Source organism: Cupriavidus basilensis OR16, assembly GCF_000243095.1.
GTDB classification, from domain to species: domain Bacteria; phylum Pseudomonadota; class Gammaproteobacteria; order Burkholderiales; family Burkholderiaceae; genus Cupriavidus; species Cupriavidus basilensis_D.
Map to the genome: position 1 here is coordinate 1 of NZ_AHJE01000019.1, position 19,509 is coordinate 19,509.

Consider the following 19,509-nt stretch of genomic DNA (forward strand, 5'->3'; position numbering starts at 1 on the left):
TGGGGCGCGGAGAAGAAGAACCAGGTGGACTTCTACAACCGCCGCTTCGTCGCCGGCGAGCTGGACAACCAGAGCTTTGCCGAGATCGCCCGCGCCATGGGGGCCGAGGGCATCGTGGTGGACAAGCTGGAGGACGTGGGCCCCGCGCTCAAGCGCGCCATCGACCTGCAGATGAACCACGGCAAGACCACCATCATCGAGATCATGTGCACCCGCGAGCTCGGCGACCCGTTCCGCCGCGATGCGTTGGCCAAGCCCGTGCGCATGCTCGACAAGTACAAGGACTACGTTTGAGCCAGTGAGCTGGCGGGCGTTTGGCCGGAAGCGGCGCCCGCTGCTTCCGGCCATATTCCATTCTGAGCGAACCCATCATGAAAGCGATCAACCGCATCATCGAGCGCGCCCGCGCCGAACCCAGGCGCATCGTGCTGTGCGAGGCCGAAGACCCGCGCATCCTGCAGGGCGCGCAACGCGCGACCCGCGAGGGCATCGCGCGCATCGTGCTGGTGGGCGACGCGGCGCGCATCCGCCAGGCCGCCGCCAGCGAGGACATCGACCTGGCCGGCATAGACGTGATCGACCCCGCCACCTCCGCGCTCACGCCGTCCCTGGCGCAGAAGCTGTTCGCGTTGCGCGCGAAAAAGGGCATGACACTGGACGAAGCCAGGCGCGAAGTGCTCAGGCCCCTGTGTTTCGCCAACCTGATGGTGCGCCTGGGCCATGCGGACGGCTCGGTGGCCGGCGCGGTGCACACCACCGCCGACGTGGTCCGCACCGCCATCCAGGTCATCGGCATTCACCCGGCATTCAAGCTGGTGTCGAGCTTCTTCCTGATGATGCTGTGCGAGCCGTTCCACGCCTTGAAGGGCGGCCTGATCTTTTCCGATTGCGGGCTGGTGGTGGACCCCGACGCCTTCGAGCTGGCCGAGATCGCGATGGCAGCGGCCGATAGCGCGCAAAACCTGCTGATGGATGCGCCGCGCGTAGCCATGCTGTCGTTCTCCACCAGCGGCAGCGCCCGGCATGCCGCCGTCGACAAAGTGGTGGAAGCCACGCGCCTGGTGCAGGCCCGGCGCCCGGCGCTCGCCATCGATGGCGACGTGCAGCTCGACGCCGCCATCGTGGCCGAGATCGCCAGGAAGAAGATCGAGCACTCCAAGGTGGAAGGCCGCGCCAATGTGCTGGTCTTTCCCAGCCTGGAAGCCGGCAATATCGGCTACAAGCTGGCCGAGCGCGTGGGCGGCGCCAAGGCGATCGGGCCCTTGCTGCAAGGGCTGCAAAAGCCGGCCAACGACCTGTCGCGCGGCTGCAGCGCCGACGATGTGTTCTACGTGATCGCCGTGACAGCGGTGCAGGCGCAAGCCGCCGCGCAGGAGCAGACGGAAGCCACGATGCCCACGATGGCCGCGCAACTGCCATGACCGCTGACCACTTGCTGCCGCTGCTCGCACTGATGGGCGCGGCAAGCTACTTCCAGACGGTAACCGGGTTCGGCCTCGGCATGATCGTGATGGGCGCGACCAGCGGGCTGGACCTCGCGCCGGTGGCCACCGTCGCCACGCTGGTGAGCCTGGTGACCCTGGCCAACAGCGCCGTGGCGCTGCCCGGCAAGCTGCATCACATCGACTGGCGCGCGGTAGGCGCGGCCACGCTCGGCATTCTGCCCTCGGTGGTGGTCGGCGTGCTGATCCTCGACTACCTGAGCAGCGCGGCCGCCGGCGTCCTGCAATTGCTGCTGGGCGCGGTGGTGCTCTACGGCGGCCTTAGCGCAGCGCTGCGCCCTGCGCCGCTGCTGCGGCGCTCCGGCGACCGCAGCTTCTTTGTCAGCGGCATCTTTGGCGGCTTGCTTAGCGGCATGTTCGGTGTATCCGGGCCACCGCTGATTTTTCAGTTCTATCGCCAGCCGCTGTCGCTGGTGGAGATACGCTGCGCGCTGATTCTTGTGTTCACCGCGACCTCGGTGACGCGTACCTTGTTCAGTGCGTGGCAGGGGCAGCTCGGTGCCGAGATCTGGCTGCAGGCGGCGCTCGCCGTGCCGGTTGTGACATTGACCACGATTGCGGCCCGGCGCTTTCCGCCGCCGCTTTCGGCGGTGGCAACGCGGCGGATCGCGTTTGGGGTGCTGGTGGTGATCGGCGGGTATTTGATGCTGCCGGGGTTGATTGACCTGGTGACCTAGCTTGCCAAGCTGGGACCGCCCCCAATTTTTATCCGCATACCCCTTGTATTTTTCGCCAGGTGCGATATAGTCCTGCCCTCGCGTGCGGCTGTAGCTCAGTTGGATAGAGTACTTGGCTACGAACCAAGGGGTCGTGGGTTCGAATCCTGCCAGCCGCACCACCTGACACGAGTAGCAAACAACGGCTTAGAGAAATTTGATCTCTAAGCCGTTTTTGCGTTTTGCCGCACGAGCGCGCCCTCACCGCCGCCCCCCAATCCACCGCACAATCTCCCCAAACACCGGCATATCCATCGGCACCGACAAGTCGAGCGCCAGGCAGCGGCGGTAGTACGGACTGAGGTCGAGCCCCACGCCAAGCCCCAGCACCTCCACGTCGCGCAGCGTTTCGTGCCGCGCCACCACTTCCTTCAGGTGGTTGTCCAGGTAGAACGCATCGTTGGCTTGCCCCGTGGCGCTGTCCATCGGGCTGCCGTCGGAGACCACGATCAGGATCCGGCGGGCCTCGGCGCGCGCCAGCAGCCGCGCGCACGCCCACTCGACTGCTTCCCCGTCGACACCTTCACGGAACAGGTCGGCCTTGAACAGCGCGGCGATGTTCGCGCGGGCACGCCGCCAGCTGGTGGCGGCGTCCTTGAACACCATGTGGCAGGTTTCATTCAGCCGCCCGGGATGCGCGGGCCGGCCGTGGGCCAGCCAGTCGAGCCGCGCGCGGCCGCCATTCCACGCGCCGGTGGTGAAGCCCAGCACCTCGCTGGCCACGCCGGCTTGGTCGAGCGCGCGCGCGAGGATGTCGACCATCATGGCGACCGGCTCGATATGCGCTTTCATCAGGACCAGCCATCGCGCTGCGGCACGGCGAGCGATGCCGTCAGCGCGCGCGCCAGCCGTGCCACGTTGATGCCCTGTTCGGCGATGCGCCGGTCGAGACGTTCGCGGTACTCGGCCAGCAGCGCCTTGCGCGCCAGCGTGCCGGGGGCGATTTCCCGGTCGTAGCGCGTGGTGTAGGCGCGGTAGCCCTGGCCGGATGCCTGCAGCACACGGCTGTTGCCGGTGGCGGCCACGGCCATGGCTTCGAGCTCATCGTCCTCGCACCCGAGCGCCAGTGAGAACGCCACGCGCACGGCTTCGTTATCCGGATCTTCGTCATCGGCTTGCGCCCCGTCCGTGCGGGTGGCACGCAGCATCTCGCCCACCAGACGTGCCAGCTCGAGGGCATGGAGCGCAAACGCGCCCTGCTGCGCGCGGTGCCGGCGCAAGCCCGCCAGCGGCACGCCGAGCACTGGCACGATGGCTGCGCGCGTGGCTTCGATCAGGTCTTCGGTGTCTTCCAGCACCGGCCAGCCGGACAGGCGCGACCACGCGATCTGCGCTACGGTGTACAGCAGGATGCCAAGGTGGCTCTCGGCCAGGCCGCTGCGATGGAACGCGCGGGACCAGGCCGCGAAGCGGTGGCGCAGGTTGTGCGCCAGGCCGGGCATCCCGGCCGGCAGTTGCGACTCGCAGCGCAGTTGTTCCAGCAGTTCGAACACCAGCCGTTCCACCGGATCTGCCGGGCACAGCCGCTTGTGCAGATCCGCGTCCGAATGCGCGAGCCGTAGTGCCGCCCCATCCGCCGCGCCGCGCAGGCAAGCGAAGTCGTCCGCCTGTGGGTCGGTGCGCAGGTGTGGCGCATGCAGCGGCAGCGGCCGCAGATCGCGGCACAGGCGGCCGTCACGATAATGCAGCGCACCGTCGCCGGTCAGCGCGCGCACCACCGCCGCGCACAGGGCCTCGCGCTGCTGGCCGCGGCGGGCTGCCGGCCGGGGCGGCAGCATCAGCGCGGCTCCGGCGCGCCGTCGAGCGCGGATTCCACTTCCCGGCCAAAACAGCGCTGAAAATACTCGCCCACGATCGGGCGCTCGGCGTCATCGCATTTATTGAGAAAGCTCAGCCGGAACGCCAGCGCCGGATCGCGGAAGATCTGGCAGTTCTCCGCCCAGCTGATCACCGTGCGCGGCGACATCAGCGTGGACAGGTCGCCCGTGGCAAAACCCTTGCGCGTGAGCTCGGCCACGCTCACCATCGATGCGATCAGCGCGCGGCCGGCGTCATCCGCCAGCGCCGGCACGCGGGCCAGCACGATGCCGGCCTCTTCCGCGCGCGGCAGGTAGTTGAGCGTGGCGACCACGTTCCAGCGGTCCATCTGCGCGTGATTCAGCATCTGGGTGCCGTGGTACAGGCCGTTCAGGTTGCCAAGCCCCACCGTGTTGGTGGTGGCGAACAGGCGGAACGCCGGATGGGGATGGATCACGCGGTTCTGGTCGAGCAGCGTGAACTTGCCGTCGCGCTCCAGCATGCGCTGGATCACGAACATCACATCGGGGCGTCCCGCATCGTATTCGTCGAAGATCAGCGCCACCGGGCGCTGCAGCGCCCACGGCACGATGCCTTCCTGGAACTCGGTGACCTGGCGGCCGTCGCGTACCACGATGGCGTCCTTGCCGACCAGGTCCAGGCGGCTGATATGGCCGTCCAGGTTCACCCGCACACAAGGCCAGTTCAGCCGCGCCGCCACCTGTTCGATATGGGTGGATTTGCCGGTGCCGTGCAGGCCCTGCACCATCACGCGGCGGTCCCGCGTAAAGCCGGCCAGTATCGCCAGCGTCACTTCCGGATTGAAGCGGTAGGCCTCGTCGATTTCCGGAACGTGATCGTCCCGCTCGCTGAACGCCGGCACCATCAGCCCGGAGTCGATGCCAAACAGGGTGCGTGCCGCGACCATCTTGTCCGGCTTGCCAGTCACGATATCCATCACATCGGTCTCCTTGGGGCGCTGCCCTTTCAGCCATGATAGAGCAGTTTCAATTTTAGATACAAAACATCTCGTTTATTGAAATCACCTATTGACCTTGGACTGATGTCGACCTACATTTCCAATAACAATAATTTTCGGGACATATAGTTCCGTTTTGATAACCATTTTTGACTACCATATCGGAGACACGCCATGAGCGAACACCTGCCTGAAGCCCTCAAGACCGCCGCGCTGCCCGCCACCACTGGCCCGCAGGAGATGACCCCATCGGAAGCCTTCGTCGAGACCCTGGCCGCCAACGGCGTCACCGACATGTTCGGCATCATGGGTTCGGCCTTCATGGACGCCATGGACATCTTCGCCCCCGCCGGCATCCGCCTCATCCCCGTGGTCCACGAGCAAGGCGCTGGCCATATGGCCGACGGCTATGCCCGCGTCTCCGGCCGCCACGGCGTCGTCATCGGCCAGAACGGCCCCGGCATCAGCAACTGCGTCACCGCCATCGCCGCCGCTTACTGGGCACATAGCCCGGTCGTCATCGTCACCCCCGAGGCCGGCACCATGGGCATTGGCCTGGGCGGCTTCCAGGAAGCCAAGCAGTTGCCGATGTTCCAGGAGTTCACCAAGTACCAGGGCCACGTCACCCACCCGGCCCGCATGGCCGAGTTCACCGGCCGCTGCTTTGACCGCGCCATGGCCGAGATGGGCCCGACCCAGCTCAATATCCCGCGCGACTACTTCTACGGACAGATCAAGGCCGAGATCCCCCTGCCCCAGCGCCTGGACCGTGGCCCCGGCGGCGACCAGCGCCTGAACGAAGCCGCCGAACTGATCGCCAAGGCCAAGTTCCCCGTCATCATCTCCGGCGGCGGCGTGGTCATGGCCGATGCCATCGCCGAGTGCCAGGCGCTGGCCGAGCGCCTGGGCGCCCCGGTGGTCAACAGCTACCTGCATAACGACTCCTTCCCCGCCAGCCATCCGCTGTGGTGCGGCCCGCTCGGCTACCAGGGCTCCAAGGCGGCCATGAAGCTGCTCGCCCGCGCCGACGTCGTCATCGCCCTCGGCTCGCGCCTCGGACCCTTCGGCACCCTGCCCCAGCACGGCATGGACTACTGGCCCAAGCACGCCAAGATCATCCAGATCGATGCCGACCACAAGATGCTCGGCCTGGTGAAGAAGATCTCGGTGGGCATCTGCGGCGATGCCAAGGCCGCCGCCGTGGCGCTGACCGAGCGCCTGGCCGGCCGCACGCTGGCCTGCGACGCCTCCCGCGAAGACCGCGCCGGCCAGATCGCCGCCGAGAAAGCCGCCTGGGAGAAGGAGCTCGACGAGTGGACCCACGAGCGCGACCCGTACAGCCTGGACATGATCGAGGAGCAGAAGCAGGAGCGCACGCCCACCGGCGGCCACTACCTGCACCCGCGCCAGGTCCTGCGCGAGCTGGAAAAGGCCATGCCCGAAGACGTGATGGTGTCCACCGACATCGGCAACATCAACTCGGTCGCCAACAGCTACCTGCGCTTCAACAAGCCGCGCAGCTTCTTCGCCGCCATGAGCTGGGGCAACTGCGGCTATGCCTTCCCCACCATCATGGGCGCCAAGGTCGCCGCGCCCCATCGCCCCGCCGTGTCCTACGCCGGTGACGGCGCCTGGGGCATGAGCCTGATGGAGACCATGACCGCCGTGCGCCACAATATCCCGGTCACCGCCGTGGTGTTCCACAACCGCCAGTGGGGCGCGGAGAAGAAGAACCAGGTGGACTTCTACAACCGCCGCTTCGTCGCCGGCGAGCTGGACAACCAGAGCTTTGCCGAGATCGCCCGCGCCATGGGGGCCGAGGGCATCGTGGTGGACAAGCTGGAGGACGTGGGCCCCGCGCTCAAGCGCGCCATCGACCTGCAGATGAACCACGGCAAGACCACCATCATCGAGATCATGTGCACCCGCGAGCTCGGCGACCCGTTCCGCCGCGATGCGTTGGCCAAGCCCGTGCGCATGCTCGACAAGTACAAGGACTACGTTTGAGAGCTGAGCAGACAAGCGCGTGACCATCGCTTGACCCGGGCATGCCGGGCAGAGCATGATCCGAACCCAGCGGCAGGCGGCGCATGCGATACGCACCGCCTGCCGCAACCCGCTCCGGTGTCATCGAGCGCGACCACAGCCCCGGGCGGCGAGCCATTCGCCGACCTAAGACCTACTATATAAGCTGTGGCGCGTGACCCCTGGGCCTAGCAGGAGACAAGCAAAGTGATCCACCATCAGCAGCAATCCGGCGGCCTGAAGCACGGGCTGAAACAGCGCCACATGACCATGATCGCGCTGGGCGGCGTCATTGGCGCGGGCCTGTTCGTCGGCAGTGGCGTCGTCATCAAGTCGGCCGGCCCCGCGGCGGTCATTTCCTTTCTCATCACCGGCTTGCTGGTGGTGCTCGTCATGCGCATGCTGGGCGAAATGGCGTGCGCGCTGCCCACCGTGGGCTCCTTCTACGAATATGCCCGCGAAGCCTGGAGCGACCGCCCGGCCATGGGCGAGCTGGCCGGGTTCCTGACCGGCTGGATGTACTGGTATTTCTGGGTGATCGTGGTCGCGCTGGAGGCCGTGGCCGGGGCCAGCCTGGTGCAGTTCTGGCTCCCGGGCGTTCCCGCATGGAGCATCAGCCTGGTGCTGCTGGTGATGCTCACGCTCACCAACCTGATCTCGGTGAAGTCCTTTGGCGAATTCGAGTTCTGGTTCGCCTCGATCAAGGTGGCGGCCATTGTGGTGTTCCTGTTCCTGGCAGGGCTGTTCGTGCTCGGCATGTGGCCGGGCGCTACCGCCAGCGTGGCGCACCTCACCGTGCATGGCGGCTTTGCGCCTAACGGGATCATGCCGGTGTTGACGGGCGCGGTAGCGGCGACCGGGTTCTACTTCGGCGCCGAGATCGTGACCATCGCCGCGGCCGAAACGGCCGAGCCGCAGAAGGCGGTGGCCAAGGCCACCAGTTCGGTCATCACCCGCGTGCTGGTGTTCTATGTGGGCTCGGTGCTGCTGGTGGTGTGCCTGGTGCCGTGGAACTCCGCTGGCATCGCCACGCCCTATGTCAGCGCGCTCAATGCCATGCGCATCCCCGCGGCGGCGCAGATCATGAACGCCGTCGTGCTCACCGCCGTGCTGTCGGCGCTGAACTCCGGACTGTACGCCTCATCGCGCATGCTGTTCGCGCTGACCAAGCGCGGGGACGCGCCGCAGGCGCTGGCCAAGCTGAGCCGCAACGGCGTGCCGGTCAAGGCCATCCTGTTCGCCACGCTGTTCGGCTATGGCGCGGTGGTGATGTCCTATGTGTCGCCGGACAAGGTCTTTGCCTTCCTGGTCAACTCCTATGGCACCGTCGCCATCTTTGTCTACATCCTGATCGCTATCTCGCAGCTGCGCCTGCGCGCCCGCCTGGAGCGCGAGGCGCCACATCGGCTCAAGGTGCGGATGTGGGCCTTCCCCTACCTGACCTGGGTCGCTATCGCCGGCATGGTCGGGATCGTGGTCGCCATGGCCTTTATCCCCGACCAGCGTACCCCGCTGCTGCTCGGCGTGGCCAGCCTTGGCATCCTGGTACTGGCGTACGCCGTACGCCAGCAGCTCCGAAAGCACGCCGCCGCCGCGCCACTGGGCGAGGTGCGGCGGGCTGACTGACACGCCCAGCGCCTGAGCCGGCCATCCGCGATGCGTGCCATCGCGGGCTTCCCTCCCAGCACCTTGCAGGCCGCCGCGGCCATCCTCCGCGCCGGCCTGCCCGCGCCTGCCCGGCCATGTACCGGATGCGCGGCATGCGGGGGCGCCACTGGCCCAAACGATTCATGGGATCTGGCCCTACAGCATTGCGCGTCACCTCTCTATGCTGCAGTCATAGGCCGCGCAGGTCAGGCGCCCGAATCACCAACACCATCAAGGAGACTCAAATGGCAAACCCACAGGTAACCGCTGCCACCCTGCAAGCTTTCAGCGACGCGTGGAACCGTCACGACATCGAGGCGCTGATGCGCTTCATGGCCGAGGACTGTGTGTTCCACGCCGTGGCTGGCAGCGAACTGTTCGGCCGCAGCTTCGAGGGCCGCGCCGCGGTGCGCGAAGGTTTCCAGCTGGCCTGGCAGGCATTCCCCGACGCCGCGTGGCTCGACGGCGAGCATTTCGTTGCCGGCGAGCGCGGCGTCAGCGAATCCACCTTCCGCGGCACCAAGGCGGACGGCACGCGCATCGAGGCACGCATGGTGGATGTGTTTACCTTCCGCGACGGCAAGATCGCGGTGAAGAACGCATACCGCAAGGACCGTCCGCCCGTTGCCGCCGCCGGCTCCAGCACCGCCAACTGAATCCAGCCCCGCCCGCCTTCGAAACCGTACGACCCGGCCTACGACCCCACGCTCCCACCTACTGGATCGGCACGGCCGGCGAGCCGCCGCCCGACGACGGCCCGATCACGCACGATATCGACGTGGACGTGGCGATCATCGGCTTCCGCCTCAACCGCCTGACCTGCGCGATCTTCCTTGCGCAGGAGCACGGCATCAAGGCGACGGTGCTGGAAGCCAACCGCGTGAGCTGGGGCTGCAGCACGCGCAACGGCGGCCAGGCGCAGTGCGCCTCGGGCCGGCTCAAGCGCTCGCAGTGGATCCAGCGCTATGGCCTGGATACCGCGCTGCGCCTGCACGAGGAAGTGTGCGACGGCATGGAGACGTTCAAGGGCCTGATCAAGGACATCGACTGCGAACCGCAACCGGGCGGCCACCTCTATATCGCCCACCGGGCCAAGGTCATGCCCGCGCTGGAAAAGGAAGCCAAGGTGCTGCGCGACGTGTTCAAGTACGACGCACGCATCCTGGACGCCGATACCGTCAAGCGCGAATACGTCGACGACAAGGAGGCCGCGGGCGCCATGCACGAGCCTGAGGGCATCGGCATCCATGCTGGCAAGCTGGCCTTCGGCTACCTGCGCCGCGCGCGCGCGCTGGGCGCCAAGGTGCATCCCTCCAGCCCGGTGCTGAGCTGGGAGACGCGTGGCGGGGTGCACTACCTCAAGACACCGGGCGGCATCGTGCGCGCCCGCGCGGTGGGCGTGGCCACTGGCGGCTACACGTCGCCGAGCCTGCATGCGCAGCTCAAGAACCGGCTGTTCCCGATCTTGTCGAACTCCATCGTCACGCGCCCGCTGACGCCCACGGAACGCGCGGCGTGCAATTTCCGCACGACGCAGGTCATCACCGATACCCGCATCCTGCGGCACTACTACCGCCTGATGCCGGACGGTCGCCTGCAGATTGGCAGCCGCAGCGCCATCACCGGTAACGATGCGCCGCAGCATAAATACAAGGACAAGCTCATTGCCGACCTGCACCGCAAGTTCCCTGCGCTCGAAGGCATCCAGATCGACTATTCTTGGTGGGGCTGGGTCGATGTGAGCCATGACATGATGCCGCGCATTTTCCAGCCGGACCCAGCCCAGACCATTTACTATGCGATGGGTTACGGCGGCAACGGCGTGATGTACTCCGCGCAGGCGGGCAAGCGCATGGCGGCGCTGATCGCGGGCAAGAGCGCGGGGCCGGAACTGCCGATCTTCCGCTCGGCGCTGCCGTTCCCGAATGTGCGCGAGATGGTGGAAGCACAGGCGTTCGCGCCGTTCCGCCGCTTCGGGCAGTGGTTCCTGTATCGCTGGTATCACATGAAGGATGAAGTGATCTGAACCGGGAAGGCTGCAGGTTGACAGTTGAAGGTTGAAGGTTGAAGGTTGAAGGTTGATAAAGGCGGCATCCCCCAAGAACCGCCATCCCCACTACAAACGAGGAGCCAGGCATGGGCCGAGGCCATCATTCCGTACCCCCGCAGCCAGGCCGCCGCGGCGTGCTGCGCTCGCTCGGCGCGCTGGGCGCCGGCGCCGCGCTGGGCCACCCGGCGCTGCGAGCGCTGGCGGCCACCGCCAACGATGCGCGCATCGAGATGCCGTTCGAGAACGGCGAGCGCGAACTGGTGGCCTTCCCCCAGAAGCGCCCGCTGATCCTGCTGACCAGCCGGCCGCCACAGCTGGAGACCCCGTTCGGCGTGTTCAACGAGGGCCCGATCACCCCCAACGATGCCTTCTTCGTGCGTTACCACTGGAGCGGCATCCCCACCAGCATCGACCCGCAAACCTACCGGCTGCGCGTGGGCGGCAAGATCAATACGCCGCTGGAGCTCTCGCTCGACGAGATCAAGCGCCTGGCCACCCCGGTGGACCTGGTAGCGGTCAACCAGTGCTCGGGCAACAGCCGGGGATTTTTCTCGCCGCGCGCCAACGGCGGGCAACTCGGCAACGGCGCCATGGGCAATGCGCGCTGGACCGGCGTGCCCCTGAAAGCCCTGCTGGAGAAGGCCGGCGTGCAGGCCGGCGCCATGCAGGTGAGCTTTGACGGGTTGGACCACCCGCCGCTGGAAGGCGGCCCGGACTTTCTCAAGGCGCTGGCCATCGACCACGCGCTCGATGGCGAGGTCATGCTCGCGTGGGCCATGAACGGCGCGGACCTGCCCATGCTCAACGGCTATCCGCTGCGCCTGATCGTGCCTGGCTACTACGGCACCTACTGGGTCAAGCACCTGGCCGATATCCAGGTGCTGGACAAGCCGTTCGACGGATTCTGGATGAGCGCGGCCTATCGCATCCCCGACAATCCCTGCGCCTGCGTGGCGCCCGGCACGGCGCCCGCGCGCACGGTGCCGATCAACCGCTTCAACGTGCGCTCTTTCATCACCAGCCTGGCCGATGGCGCCAAGGTGCAAGCCGGCCGCCAGACCGTGCTGCGCGGCATCGCCTTCGACGGTGGCTATGGCGTTGACGAGGTGGCCCTGTCGACGGACGGCGGGCGCACCTGGCGCGCCGCGCAACTGGGCAAGGACCTGGGCCGCTACTCCTTTCGCGAATGGACGGCGCCATTCACGCCGCCAAAGAAGGGCGAGTACGAACTGAAGGTGCGCGCCAGCAACCGCATCGGGCAGAGCCAGCCGCTCACCGCGCTGTGGAACCCCGCCGGCTATATGCGCAATGTGGTGGAAACCACGCGCGTGGTAGCAGCATGAAGGAGGCCGCCATGCAACTCGCCAAGCCCTTGCGCCGCCATCGCGGATTGCTCGCCCTTGCTCTGTGCGCTGCCGGCATGGCAAGCGCCGCGCAGGCACTGGAAATCACGCTGCCCCCGGAGACCGCGCGCTACACGCCGAGCGACCTGCCCGGCTATCGCCTGGTGCAGCAGAACTGCATGGCCTGCCACTCCGCGCAGTACGTGCTGACGCAACCGCCATCGTCGCCGCGCGGCTACTGGGAGGCGACGGTCAAGAAGATGAAAAAGCCCTTCGGCGCGCCGTTCGCGGATGAAGACATCCCCGCCATGGTCGACTACCTGACCAAGACCTATGGCGCGGAGCGCACGGCCTACGCCGCCGCGCCCGCGGCGCAAGGCAGTGCGCCAGCGCCGGCTGCCCCTGCCACGGCCGCCGGCAGCCACGATCCCCAGGCCTTGCTCACGGCCAATGGCTGCACCGCCTGCCACGCCGTCGACAAGAAGGTGGTGGGGCCGGCGTTCAAGGAGGTCGCGGCAAAATACGCGAACCAGCCGGGCGCCGCGGCACTGGTGGCGCAGAACATCCGCGCGGGCGGCGCGGGCAAGTGGGGGCAGGTGCCAATGCCAGCCTATGCCACGCTCTCCAAGGAAGACCTGCAAAGCCTGGCGGGGTGGATCCTCGGCCGCTGAGAAGCCCTGGCGCCGGACTGCGGGCAACCCGCATTTCCCCGGCGCGCGGCTTCGCCCATAATCTGCCGCTCACGGCCACGGACCGGCGTGCGTCCACGGGGGCGTTCACAAGGGTGTCCACAGCATCGGCCACAGCAACGGGAGCGGCATGGCAAGCGTAGGCAAGGCAAACACTTTCTGGAACCGGCTGCTGCAGCTTTCCTCCGATTCCGGCGTCAGCCTGCAGGCGCAGTTGCGCCAGCAACTGGTGTCGGCCATCCTCGCCCGGCAGCTGCCGGAGGGCAGCGCCCTGCCCTCCAGCCGCGAGCTGGCGGCCACGCTGGGCATCGCCCGCAACACGGTGATCCTGGCCTTCCAGCAACTGGTCGAGGAACGCTTCCTGGAGACCAAGCCGCGGCGCGGCTACTTCGTGGTGGAACAGTTGCCCAGCGCCGCCAAGCCTGGCTCAGCGCAGGCCCGGGCCATTGGCGCAGCCGCCCCCGAAGACGCGGGCGAAGGCATCCCGGACTGGGGCGCGCGCCTGCCGGACATGACAGGCAGGCGCGCCATCGTCAAACCCACCGAGTGGCAGAACTATCCCTACCCCTTCATCTACGGCCAGTTCGACCCGGCGCTGTTTCCCACCGCCGACTGGCACCGCCGACTGGCGCGAATGCTCGCGCATGGCGCTGGCCGTGCTGGAGATCCGCGGCTGGGCTTCGGACCTGATCGACCGCGATGATCCGCTGCTGATCGAGCAGTTGCAGAAGCACATCCTGCCGCGCCGGGGCGTGTGGGCCAACCCCGATGAGATCATGGTCACCATGGGCGCGCAGAACGCGCTCTACCTGCTGGCCGACTTGCTGATGCAAGGCGCGCGGGTCGGCCTGGAAGAGCCGGGCTATAACGATGCGCGCCACATCTTCGGCATGCGCGCGCGCGAGGTAGTGCCGCTGGCGGTGGACGGATCCGGCCTGTGCCCCGACGACGCGCTGGCCCAGTGCGACTACGCCTTCATCACGCCCAGCTACCAGTGCCCCACCACGGTCACCATGCCGCTGGAACGGCGCGAGACGCTGCTGCGCGAAGCCCGCCGCCACGACGTGGTGCTGATCGAGGACGACTACGACACCGAGAACCCAGCGCTGACCCAGCCCATCCCCGCGCTGAAAAGCCTGGACCGCGACGGCCGCGTGATCTATGTGGGCAGCCTGTCCAAATCCTTCGTGCCCGGCATCCGGCTCGGCTACATCGTGGCTCCCGCCGCCGTGATCCGCCAGGCGCGCGCGCTGCGCCGCTTCATGCTGCGCCACCCGCCCGCCAACAACCAGCGCGCCACCGCCCTGTTCATCTCGCTGGGCCACCACGACGCGCTGCTGCGGCGCGTGGCGCCCATCTTCCAGCGCCGCGCCGAGATCCTGCGCGACATGCTGGCGCGCCACCTGCCGCAGGCGCGCGCCCACAACTCGCCCGGCGCATCGTCGTTCTGGGTGGAAGGCCCGCCCGGACTCGACGCCCGCAAGCTGGCCGCGATCGCGCTCACGCACGGCGTCATCATCGAGCCGGGCGACGTGTTCTTTTCCACCGATGCGCCGTCGCCGCACTTTCGCATGGGCTATACGGCCATTGCGGAAGAGCGGATCGAGGAAGGGGTGAAGCTGCTGGGACAGTTGATTGGGCAGGCGATGGTGCGGTGAAGACGCACATCGCGGCGGCGCGCGCGATGCCTTGGTTTGCTCCGCCTTACTCGAACACCGGCCGGAAGAAACTACGCTCGTAGCTGACGATGCATTGCGTTTCCTGCGCGTAGCGGAACGCTGCCTGGCACTCCGGATCGTCGAAGGACTGGTGGCGATACGCCTCGTACAGCGCGAGGCTGGGGAAGGAGAACAAGGCCAGCGCCACGTTGTTGGCGCCTTCGGATGGCAGGAAGTAGCCGTGATGCTGGCCGCCGAATTTCTCGACCAGCGGAATCCACAGCTTGCCGTAGTGCTCGAATTCCTTGAGCTTGTTGGGGTCGACGATATAGCGCAGGTAGCAGGTGATCATGGTGAGGTGGTTGTCATAGGTTGGTCTTGCTTTGCCTGGCCTTGGCGTTGCCTTGGCGTTGACGATGCGGCCGTCTCTTTCCCATTCTCTGTCTCTTGCCTCAGCCACCTGCCGCGCCGCCGCCAAACCCGATGACTTCCGACGCCAGCGCCCGGATAGGCCGGCCGAAGCTGGTAATGGCCGACAGCGTGGCGTTGTGGTGGCGCCGGATCAGTTCGGCGCTGGCGTGCGGCTTGTCGTGCGTGGTGTGCGCGTCGGCGGCGAGCGTGATGGCGTAGCCCAGCCCGGCGGCGCGGCGCACGGTGGTGTCCACGCAGAACTCGGTGGCATAGCCGCAGATCACCAGGTGCCTGGCCTGCAGGCGCTCAAGCAGCGCGGCAAGCTCGGTATGCAGGAAGGAGTCGGGCGTGGTCTTGCGCACGCGGTGGTCGTCCTCGAGGACCGCCAGGGTCCGCTCCAGATCCCATGCGGGCGAGCCGAACGGCATCGTGCCGCCGGACGCCTCATGCTGGACGAACACCACCGGCGCGCCAGCCGCGCGCGCCCGCGCGGTCAGGCCGTTGATGCGGCCAAGGACGAGATCGGCATCGCCCGGGCGGGGTGCGGCGTCGAACAGGCCACGTTGTACGTCAATCACGATCAGGGCGGTTTGCATCGAACGAAGGGCCGATGGCCTCTGGCTGGCTGGACAGCCGCCAGCATAAGCGACTGCCCGCACAACCGCAAGGAACGCGCCGGCCTACCGCAACAAGCCCAGATCGATGGCCTCCGCCATAGCCCGGTAGTGGCTGATTTCGGTGACAGTCGAACAGTCCGTTGATGAGGTGCAGATTACCGGTGCCGCAACCGCCCGCGCAGACGGCTGGTTTCCGCTTGTCGCCGCGTCGGCGCCGGCGGCGAAGGCCCCAACCTCCCCGTCATAATTTGATCCTCTCTCGTGATACGCTTCAAATTCTCGCCGGCCACTGGCACATCGCGCCACGGCATCCATACCCAGCCCGTGCAAACTGCCTGCGTCAGGCTACTCAATGCATCGACTGCATTGCCATCCTTGCAAGGATCCGGAATGGCAATGCCACAAGTGCCGCACCGGATACACCGATGCACCACAAGGCGAAAAACCACACGCCATGCCGAATGAAAGACCGATTCATATGGACTCCTTATAAATTGATTGGAGCGGCAACCCCGGTTTTTTTGACGCTTGGCCGCGTTCGTCTCGCTCAGTCATAAGCGGCATCGTGAGTGACCTTGCCGCGAAACACCCAATACCCCGCTGTCGTATAAACGAGGATGATTGGAATGATGATGACCACTCCGACCAGCGCGAATAGCTGACTCGAACGCGGAGCGGCCGCGTCCCAGAGGTTCAGCGCGCCAGGTATCGCATAAGGCCAGATGCTGACTAGCAGGCCAATGTATCCAAGGGTGACCAAGACGAGAGCCAGGAGAAACGAAAGATAGCCGCGACGCTTTCGCGCGACGCCGAACATCAGCACAGCGGCGCCGGCCACCAGAGCCGGTATGGGAAGCAGCCGATACAGGAGTCCAGACTCGAACCAGCGCCTGGCGATCGCCGGGTCCGATAACGGAGTCCATATCGAGACGGCAACGATGAATGCGAGCAGCACGATCGTCAGAGGCGACACGAGACGATGCAACCTGCGCTGCAGATCACCATCGACTTTCATCACAAGCCAACATGCACCCAGCAACGCATAGGTCGCGATCAGACCGAGTCCCGTAAGCAGGCTGAATGGCGTGATCCAAAAGAACGCATCGCCCGAGAATTCCCGGTTCGCCACCGGAATTCCCTGCAGATACGAGGCGAGAATCACGCCCTGCATGAACGTTGCACCCGCGGAGCCGAACATGAAAGCGAGACTCCACAGATTCTTCGTCCTTCTCGCCTTGCCACGGATCTCGAACGAAACCCCACGGAAGATGAGGCAGACAAGCATCAGTACAATGGGCAGGTAAAGCGCTGCGAGCGCAATGGAATAGACCACGGGAAATGCCGCGAACAGGGCTGCTCCGCCCAACACCAGCCATGTCTCGTTGCCGTCCCAGATTGGGGCAAGCGTCAACATCATTCGGTCACGTTCGCCGGTATCCGGGAAAAACGGAAATAGGATGCCGACTCCGAGGTCGAACCCATCGAGCACGACGTACATGAAGACGCCCAGCGCAATGATCGCCGCCCAAACTACAGTGATGTCCATTCCGGCCCTCCGATTCCTGATTGAGCTGTCGCGCACTGGTCAATCTGCCGCAGCCTCAGGCAAGGCGAATGTTTGGTTGAACCAGTCCGTTGATCTGTTCCGCCGTCCAGAGCAGTGTCGCTTTGCGAAACCCATGCAGCGCCTGCTGATGACGCCGGTACAACATCACGTGGCTGAACTGGGCAAGGCGACCCCGAATGAGACCACCCGAAAAGAAGCCAAAGCGCCCTAGCGTGCCGAATGCATCGTAGTCGCTCAATGACACGAGCGATCCAAAATCCCGGAATACGAAGCCGGGAAGCGGCTTGCTTTGGCGGAGCCATCCCGGCAGGTGACGCGCCAAATAATCCGCCTGCTGAGTGGCTACCTGCGCGGTGGGAGGAAGCGGACGCTGCGCGCCTTCCGGCGTCAGGCTCGCACAATCGCCAAGAGCGAAGATCTGCTCATCGTGCAAGGCCTGAAGCGTCCTCGACACCACGATCTGGTTCGCACGGTTTGTCTCCAGACCAGCGAGGCTGTTCATGAAATCTGGCGCTTTGACACCGGCAGCCCATACCATCAAATCCGCTTCGGCGAGCTTCCCGTCCCCATACCGAAAACCTCCTGGTTCCGCCGATGTGACCGCAGTCGAGGTCAGTACGCGAAAGCCGATGTTTTCGAGTCGTTGCTGGCTAGATGCAGAAATCTCCGGTGGGAAGGCAGGCAGCACGCGCGGCCCGCTCTCAAGAAGAGTCAGACTCAGCCTGTCCCTGATGGTGGTATCGCCATAGCCGGCAGCGAGTTCGAAAAGACGGCTCAGCTCGGCCGATAACTCGACGCCGGTCGCGCCGGCGCCGACAATCGCAACTCTCAGCTCCTCACCCTTGACGACGCTGCGAACAGCGCGTGCGCGCAACGCGGCGTTGAACGTCTCTGCTTGCTGTTGGCTGTCGATGAGATGGCAATGCTCCTTTACACCCAGCACGCCAAAATCGTTCGCGCGACTGCCTAGAGACAGGACCAGCACATCGTAAGGAACCGTTCGCGGCTCAAGCACCAACTTACCGTCCTGCATCCTTATCGCGTCAAGCTGCACCTCGCGCAGTTGCCGGTCAAGTCCGCACATCTCTCCCGGTTGATACGTGAAACCGTGGCGGCTCGCGTGCGCGAGATAAACTACCCGCTGCTGGTTCACGTCACGCGTACCGGCCGCAATCGTGTGCAGCATCGGTTTCCATATATGCGTTGGGCTGCGGTCGATCAACGTGACTGTAGCATCACCCGGCAGGCCTAACCGGTCGCCGAGCCTGGTCGCAAGTAGAATCCCAGCGATTCCCCCACCTACGATCACGATACGAGTTGGCTTTCTCATTGCAAACACTCAACGAATGATGGACGACTTCCGATAGCCTGTGTCTTTAGACGGCTCATGAGATACCTCGCTGCAAATAGTCGCAATCAATCAACAATCGTCACCGCTGCGTCGGACATTGCGGCTTAGACTCGCAGCCGAGGCTTAGCGGAGCGTAACGCCAGGCGCTTTCCAACCGCCTCAGTGACCCTGGATGCGGCGCACGGTGGCGCAGAAAAGGCGGAGTGTCATGTCGGCGAGTCGCACCTCAGCTCGCCTCCGACTTTAGTTCGCGTACTTGAGGCGTGGAGGACATGCAAGCGCCTAGCGTGCGATGAACCGAGGTGCCCGCTTTTCCAAAAATGCCGACGTTCCTTCCCGCTTGTCTTCTGAGGAGGCGCAAACACTGAAGTAAGCGCTTTCGAGCGACAGACCTTCCGCTTGGTCACTATCCAGGCCGCAATGCACGGCCCGCATGGCTAGCCGCACCGCCAGGGGCGAATTGGCGGCAATCCGATCCAAAATCTCCTCGGCACGTACCATCAGGCGATCCGCCCTGACTACCTCGTTGACAAGGCCAATGCGATGCGCCTCCTGGGCGTCGATCGCTTCCGCAGTAAGGATGATCTGCAGTGCGCGACCCTTGCCGACCAGTCGCGGCAACCGCTGCGTCCCCCCGAAACCAGGGATGACGCCGAGTTTGACCTCGGGTTGACCGAACTTTGCGTTTTCCGTCGCCAAGCGCAGCGTGCAAGCCAGGGCGATTTCGCATCCACCGCCAAGGGCGAGACCATTCACTGCCGCTACGACGGGCTTGCCAAGGTGCTCGATTGCGTCGAGAGCGGCCTGGCCACTTCGCGTGAATGTCTCCGCCTCGACTGCAGAGATGGATGCGATTTCCGTGATGTCAGCGCCAGCTGCGAACGCTTTGTCTCCGGCCCCCGTGATGATGACGCCTCGAATCGCATCATCGGCGCGGGCGTCCTCCATGACGGATCGTATTTCTACCATGGTGGCAAAACTGAGTGCGTTCAGAAACTTCGGGCGATTGATGGTGACGTAGGCGATAGACGCCTTCTTCTCATAGGTGAGATTCTGAAGAATGGGCATGGTGGCTGAACCTTGATGACGGGTTGTAACAAGCTGCATGTTTGCCTCAAAACAAGAATGGGTCACGCAACGTACAGAGTGCCGCGGGG

15 protein-coding genes, 1 tRNA gene and 3 pseudogenes are annotated in these 19,509 nt (G+C 65.5%); 11 read left to right on the forward strand and 8 right to left on the reverse strand.

Translation table 11 applies throughout. The annotated features are described in order from the left end of the window. The 4 genes from OR16_RS07905 to OR16_RS07920 form a co-directional block, all read left to right on the forward strand. On the forward strand, positions 1 to 294 hold a 294-nt coding region (locus OR16_RS07905), incomplete at its 5' end, for a thiamine pyrophosphate-dependent enzyme (RefSeq protein ID WP_006157439.1). Between the two features lie 77 nt (positions 295 to 371). Next, a complete protein-coding gene (gene pta, locus OR16_RS07910; RefSeq protein ID WP_006157440.1) occupies positions 372 to 1,421 on the forward strand; it encodes a phosphate acetyltransferase in 1,050 nt (349 codons plus the stop codon). Then, positions 1,418 to 2,179 carry a sulfite exporter TauE/SafE family protein gene (locus OR16_RS07915; RefSeq protein WP_006157441.1) on the forward strand — a complete coding sequence of 254 codons (762 nt, stop codon included), beginning with the start codon at positions 1,418 to 1,420 and terminating at the stop codon, positions 2,177 to 2,179. Before pta ends, OR16_RS07915 begins: the two co-directional genes overlap by 4 nt. Positions 2,180 to 2,263: 84 nt before the next feature. Then, a tRNA-Arg gene (locus tag OR16_RS07920) sits at positions 2,264 to 2,340 on the forward strand. A 79-nt stretch (positions 2,341 to 2,419) separates the two neighbouring features. Here the strand turns inward: OR16_RS07920 and OR16_RS07925 are convergent. Together OR16_RS07925 and OR16_RS07930 are read right to left on the reverse strand one after the other, a co-directional pair. Then, positions 2,420 to 3,996, reverse strand: a pseudogene (locus OR16_RS07925) (cobaltochelatase CobT-related protein). After that, complete coding sequence (locus tag OR16_RS07930) at positions 3,996 to 4,973, reverse strand: AAA family ATPase (RefSeq protein ID WP_006157442.1); 978 nt, start codon at positions 4,971 to 4,973, stop codon at positions 3,996 to 3,998. Before OR16_RS07930 ends, OR16_RS07925 begins: the two are co-directional and overlap by 1 nt. Positions 4,974 to 5,168: 195 nt before the next feature. Between OR16_RS07930 and xsc the strand changes: the two genes are divergently transcribed. From xsc to OR16_RS07965, 7 genes and pseudogenes are all read left to right on the forward strand, one after another. Next, a complete protein-coding gene (gene xsc / locus OR16_RS07935) occupies positions 5,169 to 7,001 on the forward strand; it encodes a sulfoacetaldehyde acetyltransferase (RefSeq protein ID WP_006157443.1) in 1,833 nt (610 codons plus the stop codon). Positions 7,002 to 7,283: 282 nt separating this feature from the next. Beyond that, on the forward strand, positions 7,284 to 8,645 hold the full coding sequence (locus OR16_RS07940; RefSeq protein WP_192816414.1) for an amino acid permease: 1,362 nt from the start codon (positions 7,284 to 7,286) through the stop codon (positions 8,643 to 8,645). Between the two features lie 266 nt (positions 8,646 to 8,911). After that, a complete protein-coding gene (locus tag OR16_RS07945) occupies positions 8,912 to 9,322 on the forward strand; it encodes a nuclear transport factor 2 family protein (protein WP_006157445.1) in 411 nt (136 codons plus the stop codon). Then, on the forward strand, positions 9,319 to 10,692 hold the full coding sequence (locus OR16_RS07950) for an NAD(P)/FAD-dependent oxidoreductase (RefSeq protein ID WP_237716990.1): 1,374 nt from the start codon (positions 9,319 to 9,321) through the stop codon (positions 10,690 to 10,692). Before OR16_RS07945 ends, OR16_RS07950 begins: the two co-directional genes overlap by 4 nt. A 110-nt stretch (positions 10,693 to 10,802) precedes the next feature. Beyond that, entirely contained in the window at positions 10,803 to 12,059 is a 1,257-nt protein-coding gene (locus OR16_RS07955) for a molybdopterin-dependent oxidoreductase (protein WP_006157447.1), read from the forward strand. Positions 12,060 to 12,070: 11 nt separating this feature from the next. Next, the gene (locus OR16_RS07960; RefSeq protein ID WP_158001336.1) at positions 12,071 to 12,730 is read left to right on the forward strand and encodes a c-type cytochrome; all 660 of its coding nucleotides are present in this window, start codon (positions 12,071 to 12,073) and stop codon (positions 12,728 to 12,730) included. A 148-nt stretch (positions 12,731 to 12,878) separates the two neighbouring features. Beyond that, positions 12,879 to 14,406, forward strand: a pseudogene (locus OR16_RS07965) (PLP-dependent aminotransferase family protein). A gap of 46 nt (positions 14,407 to 14,452) precedes the next feature. On the opposite strand, the gene OR16_RS07970 reads toward OR16_RS07965, so the two are convergent. The 6 genes and pseudogenes from OR16_RS07970 to OR16_RS07990 all read right to left on the reverse strand — a co-directional run bounded on the left by OR16_RS07970 (position 14,453) and on the right by OR16_RS07990 (position 19,459). Continuing rightward, positions 14,453 to 14,758, reverse strand: a complete 306-nt coding sequence (locus OR16_RS07970) for an NIPSNAP family protein (protein WP_006157451.1) — start codon at positions 14,756 to 14,758, stop codon at positions 14,453 to 14,455. A gap of 100 nt (positions 14,759 to 14,858) precedes the next feature. Beyond that, on the reverse strand, positions 14,859 to 15,413 hold the full coding sequence (locus OR16_RS07975) for a cysteine hydrolase family protein (protein ID WP_006157452.1): 555 nt from the start codon (positions 15,411 to 15,413) through the stop codon (positions 14,859 to 14,861). A 127-nt stretch (positions 15,414 to 15,540) separates the two neighbouring features. Beyond that, positions 15,541 to 15,749: pseudogene (locus OR16_RS48140) on the reverse strand (hypothetical protein); the annotation flags it as partial. A gap of 232 nt (positions 15,750 to 15,981) precedes the next feature. Next, a complete protein-coding gene (gene cydB / locus OR16_RS07980) occupies positions 15,982 to 16,980 on the reverse strand; it encodes a cytochrome d ubiquinol oxidase subunit II (RefSeq protein ID WP_006157453.1) in 999 nt (332 codons plus the stop codon). 55 nt (positions 16,981 to 17,035) lie between these two features. Beyond that, positions 17,036 to 18,331, reverse strand: coding sequence for an NAD(P)/FAD-dependent oxidoreductase (locus tag OR16_RS07985; RefSeq protein WP_006157454.1), 1,296 nt, complete (start codon positions 18,329 to 18,331; stop codon positions 17,036 to 17,038). 303 nt (positions 18,332 to 18,634) lie between these two features. Next, positions 18,635 to 19,459, reverse strand: coding sequence for an enoyl-CoA hydratase-related protein (locus OR16_RS07990; RefSeq protein WP_006157455.1), 825 nt, complete (start codon positions 19,457 to 19,459; stop codon positions 18,635 to 18,637). Positions 19,460 to 19,509: the final 50 nt, after the last annotated feature.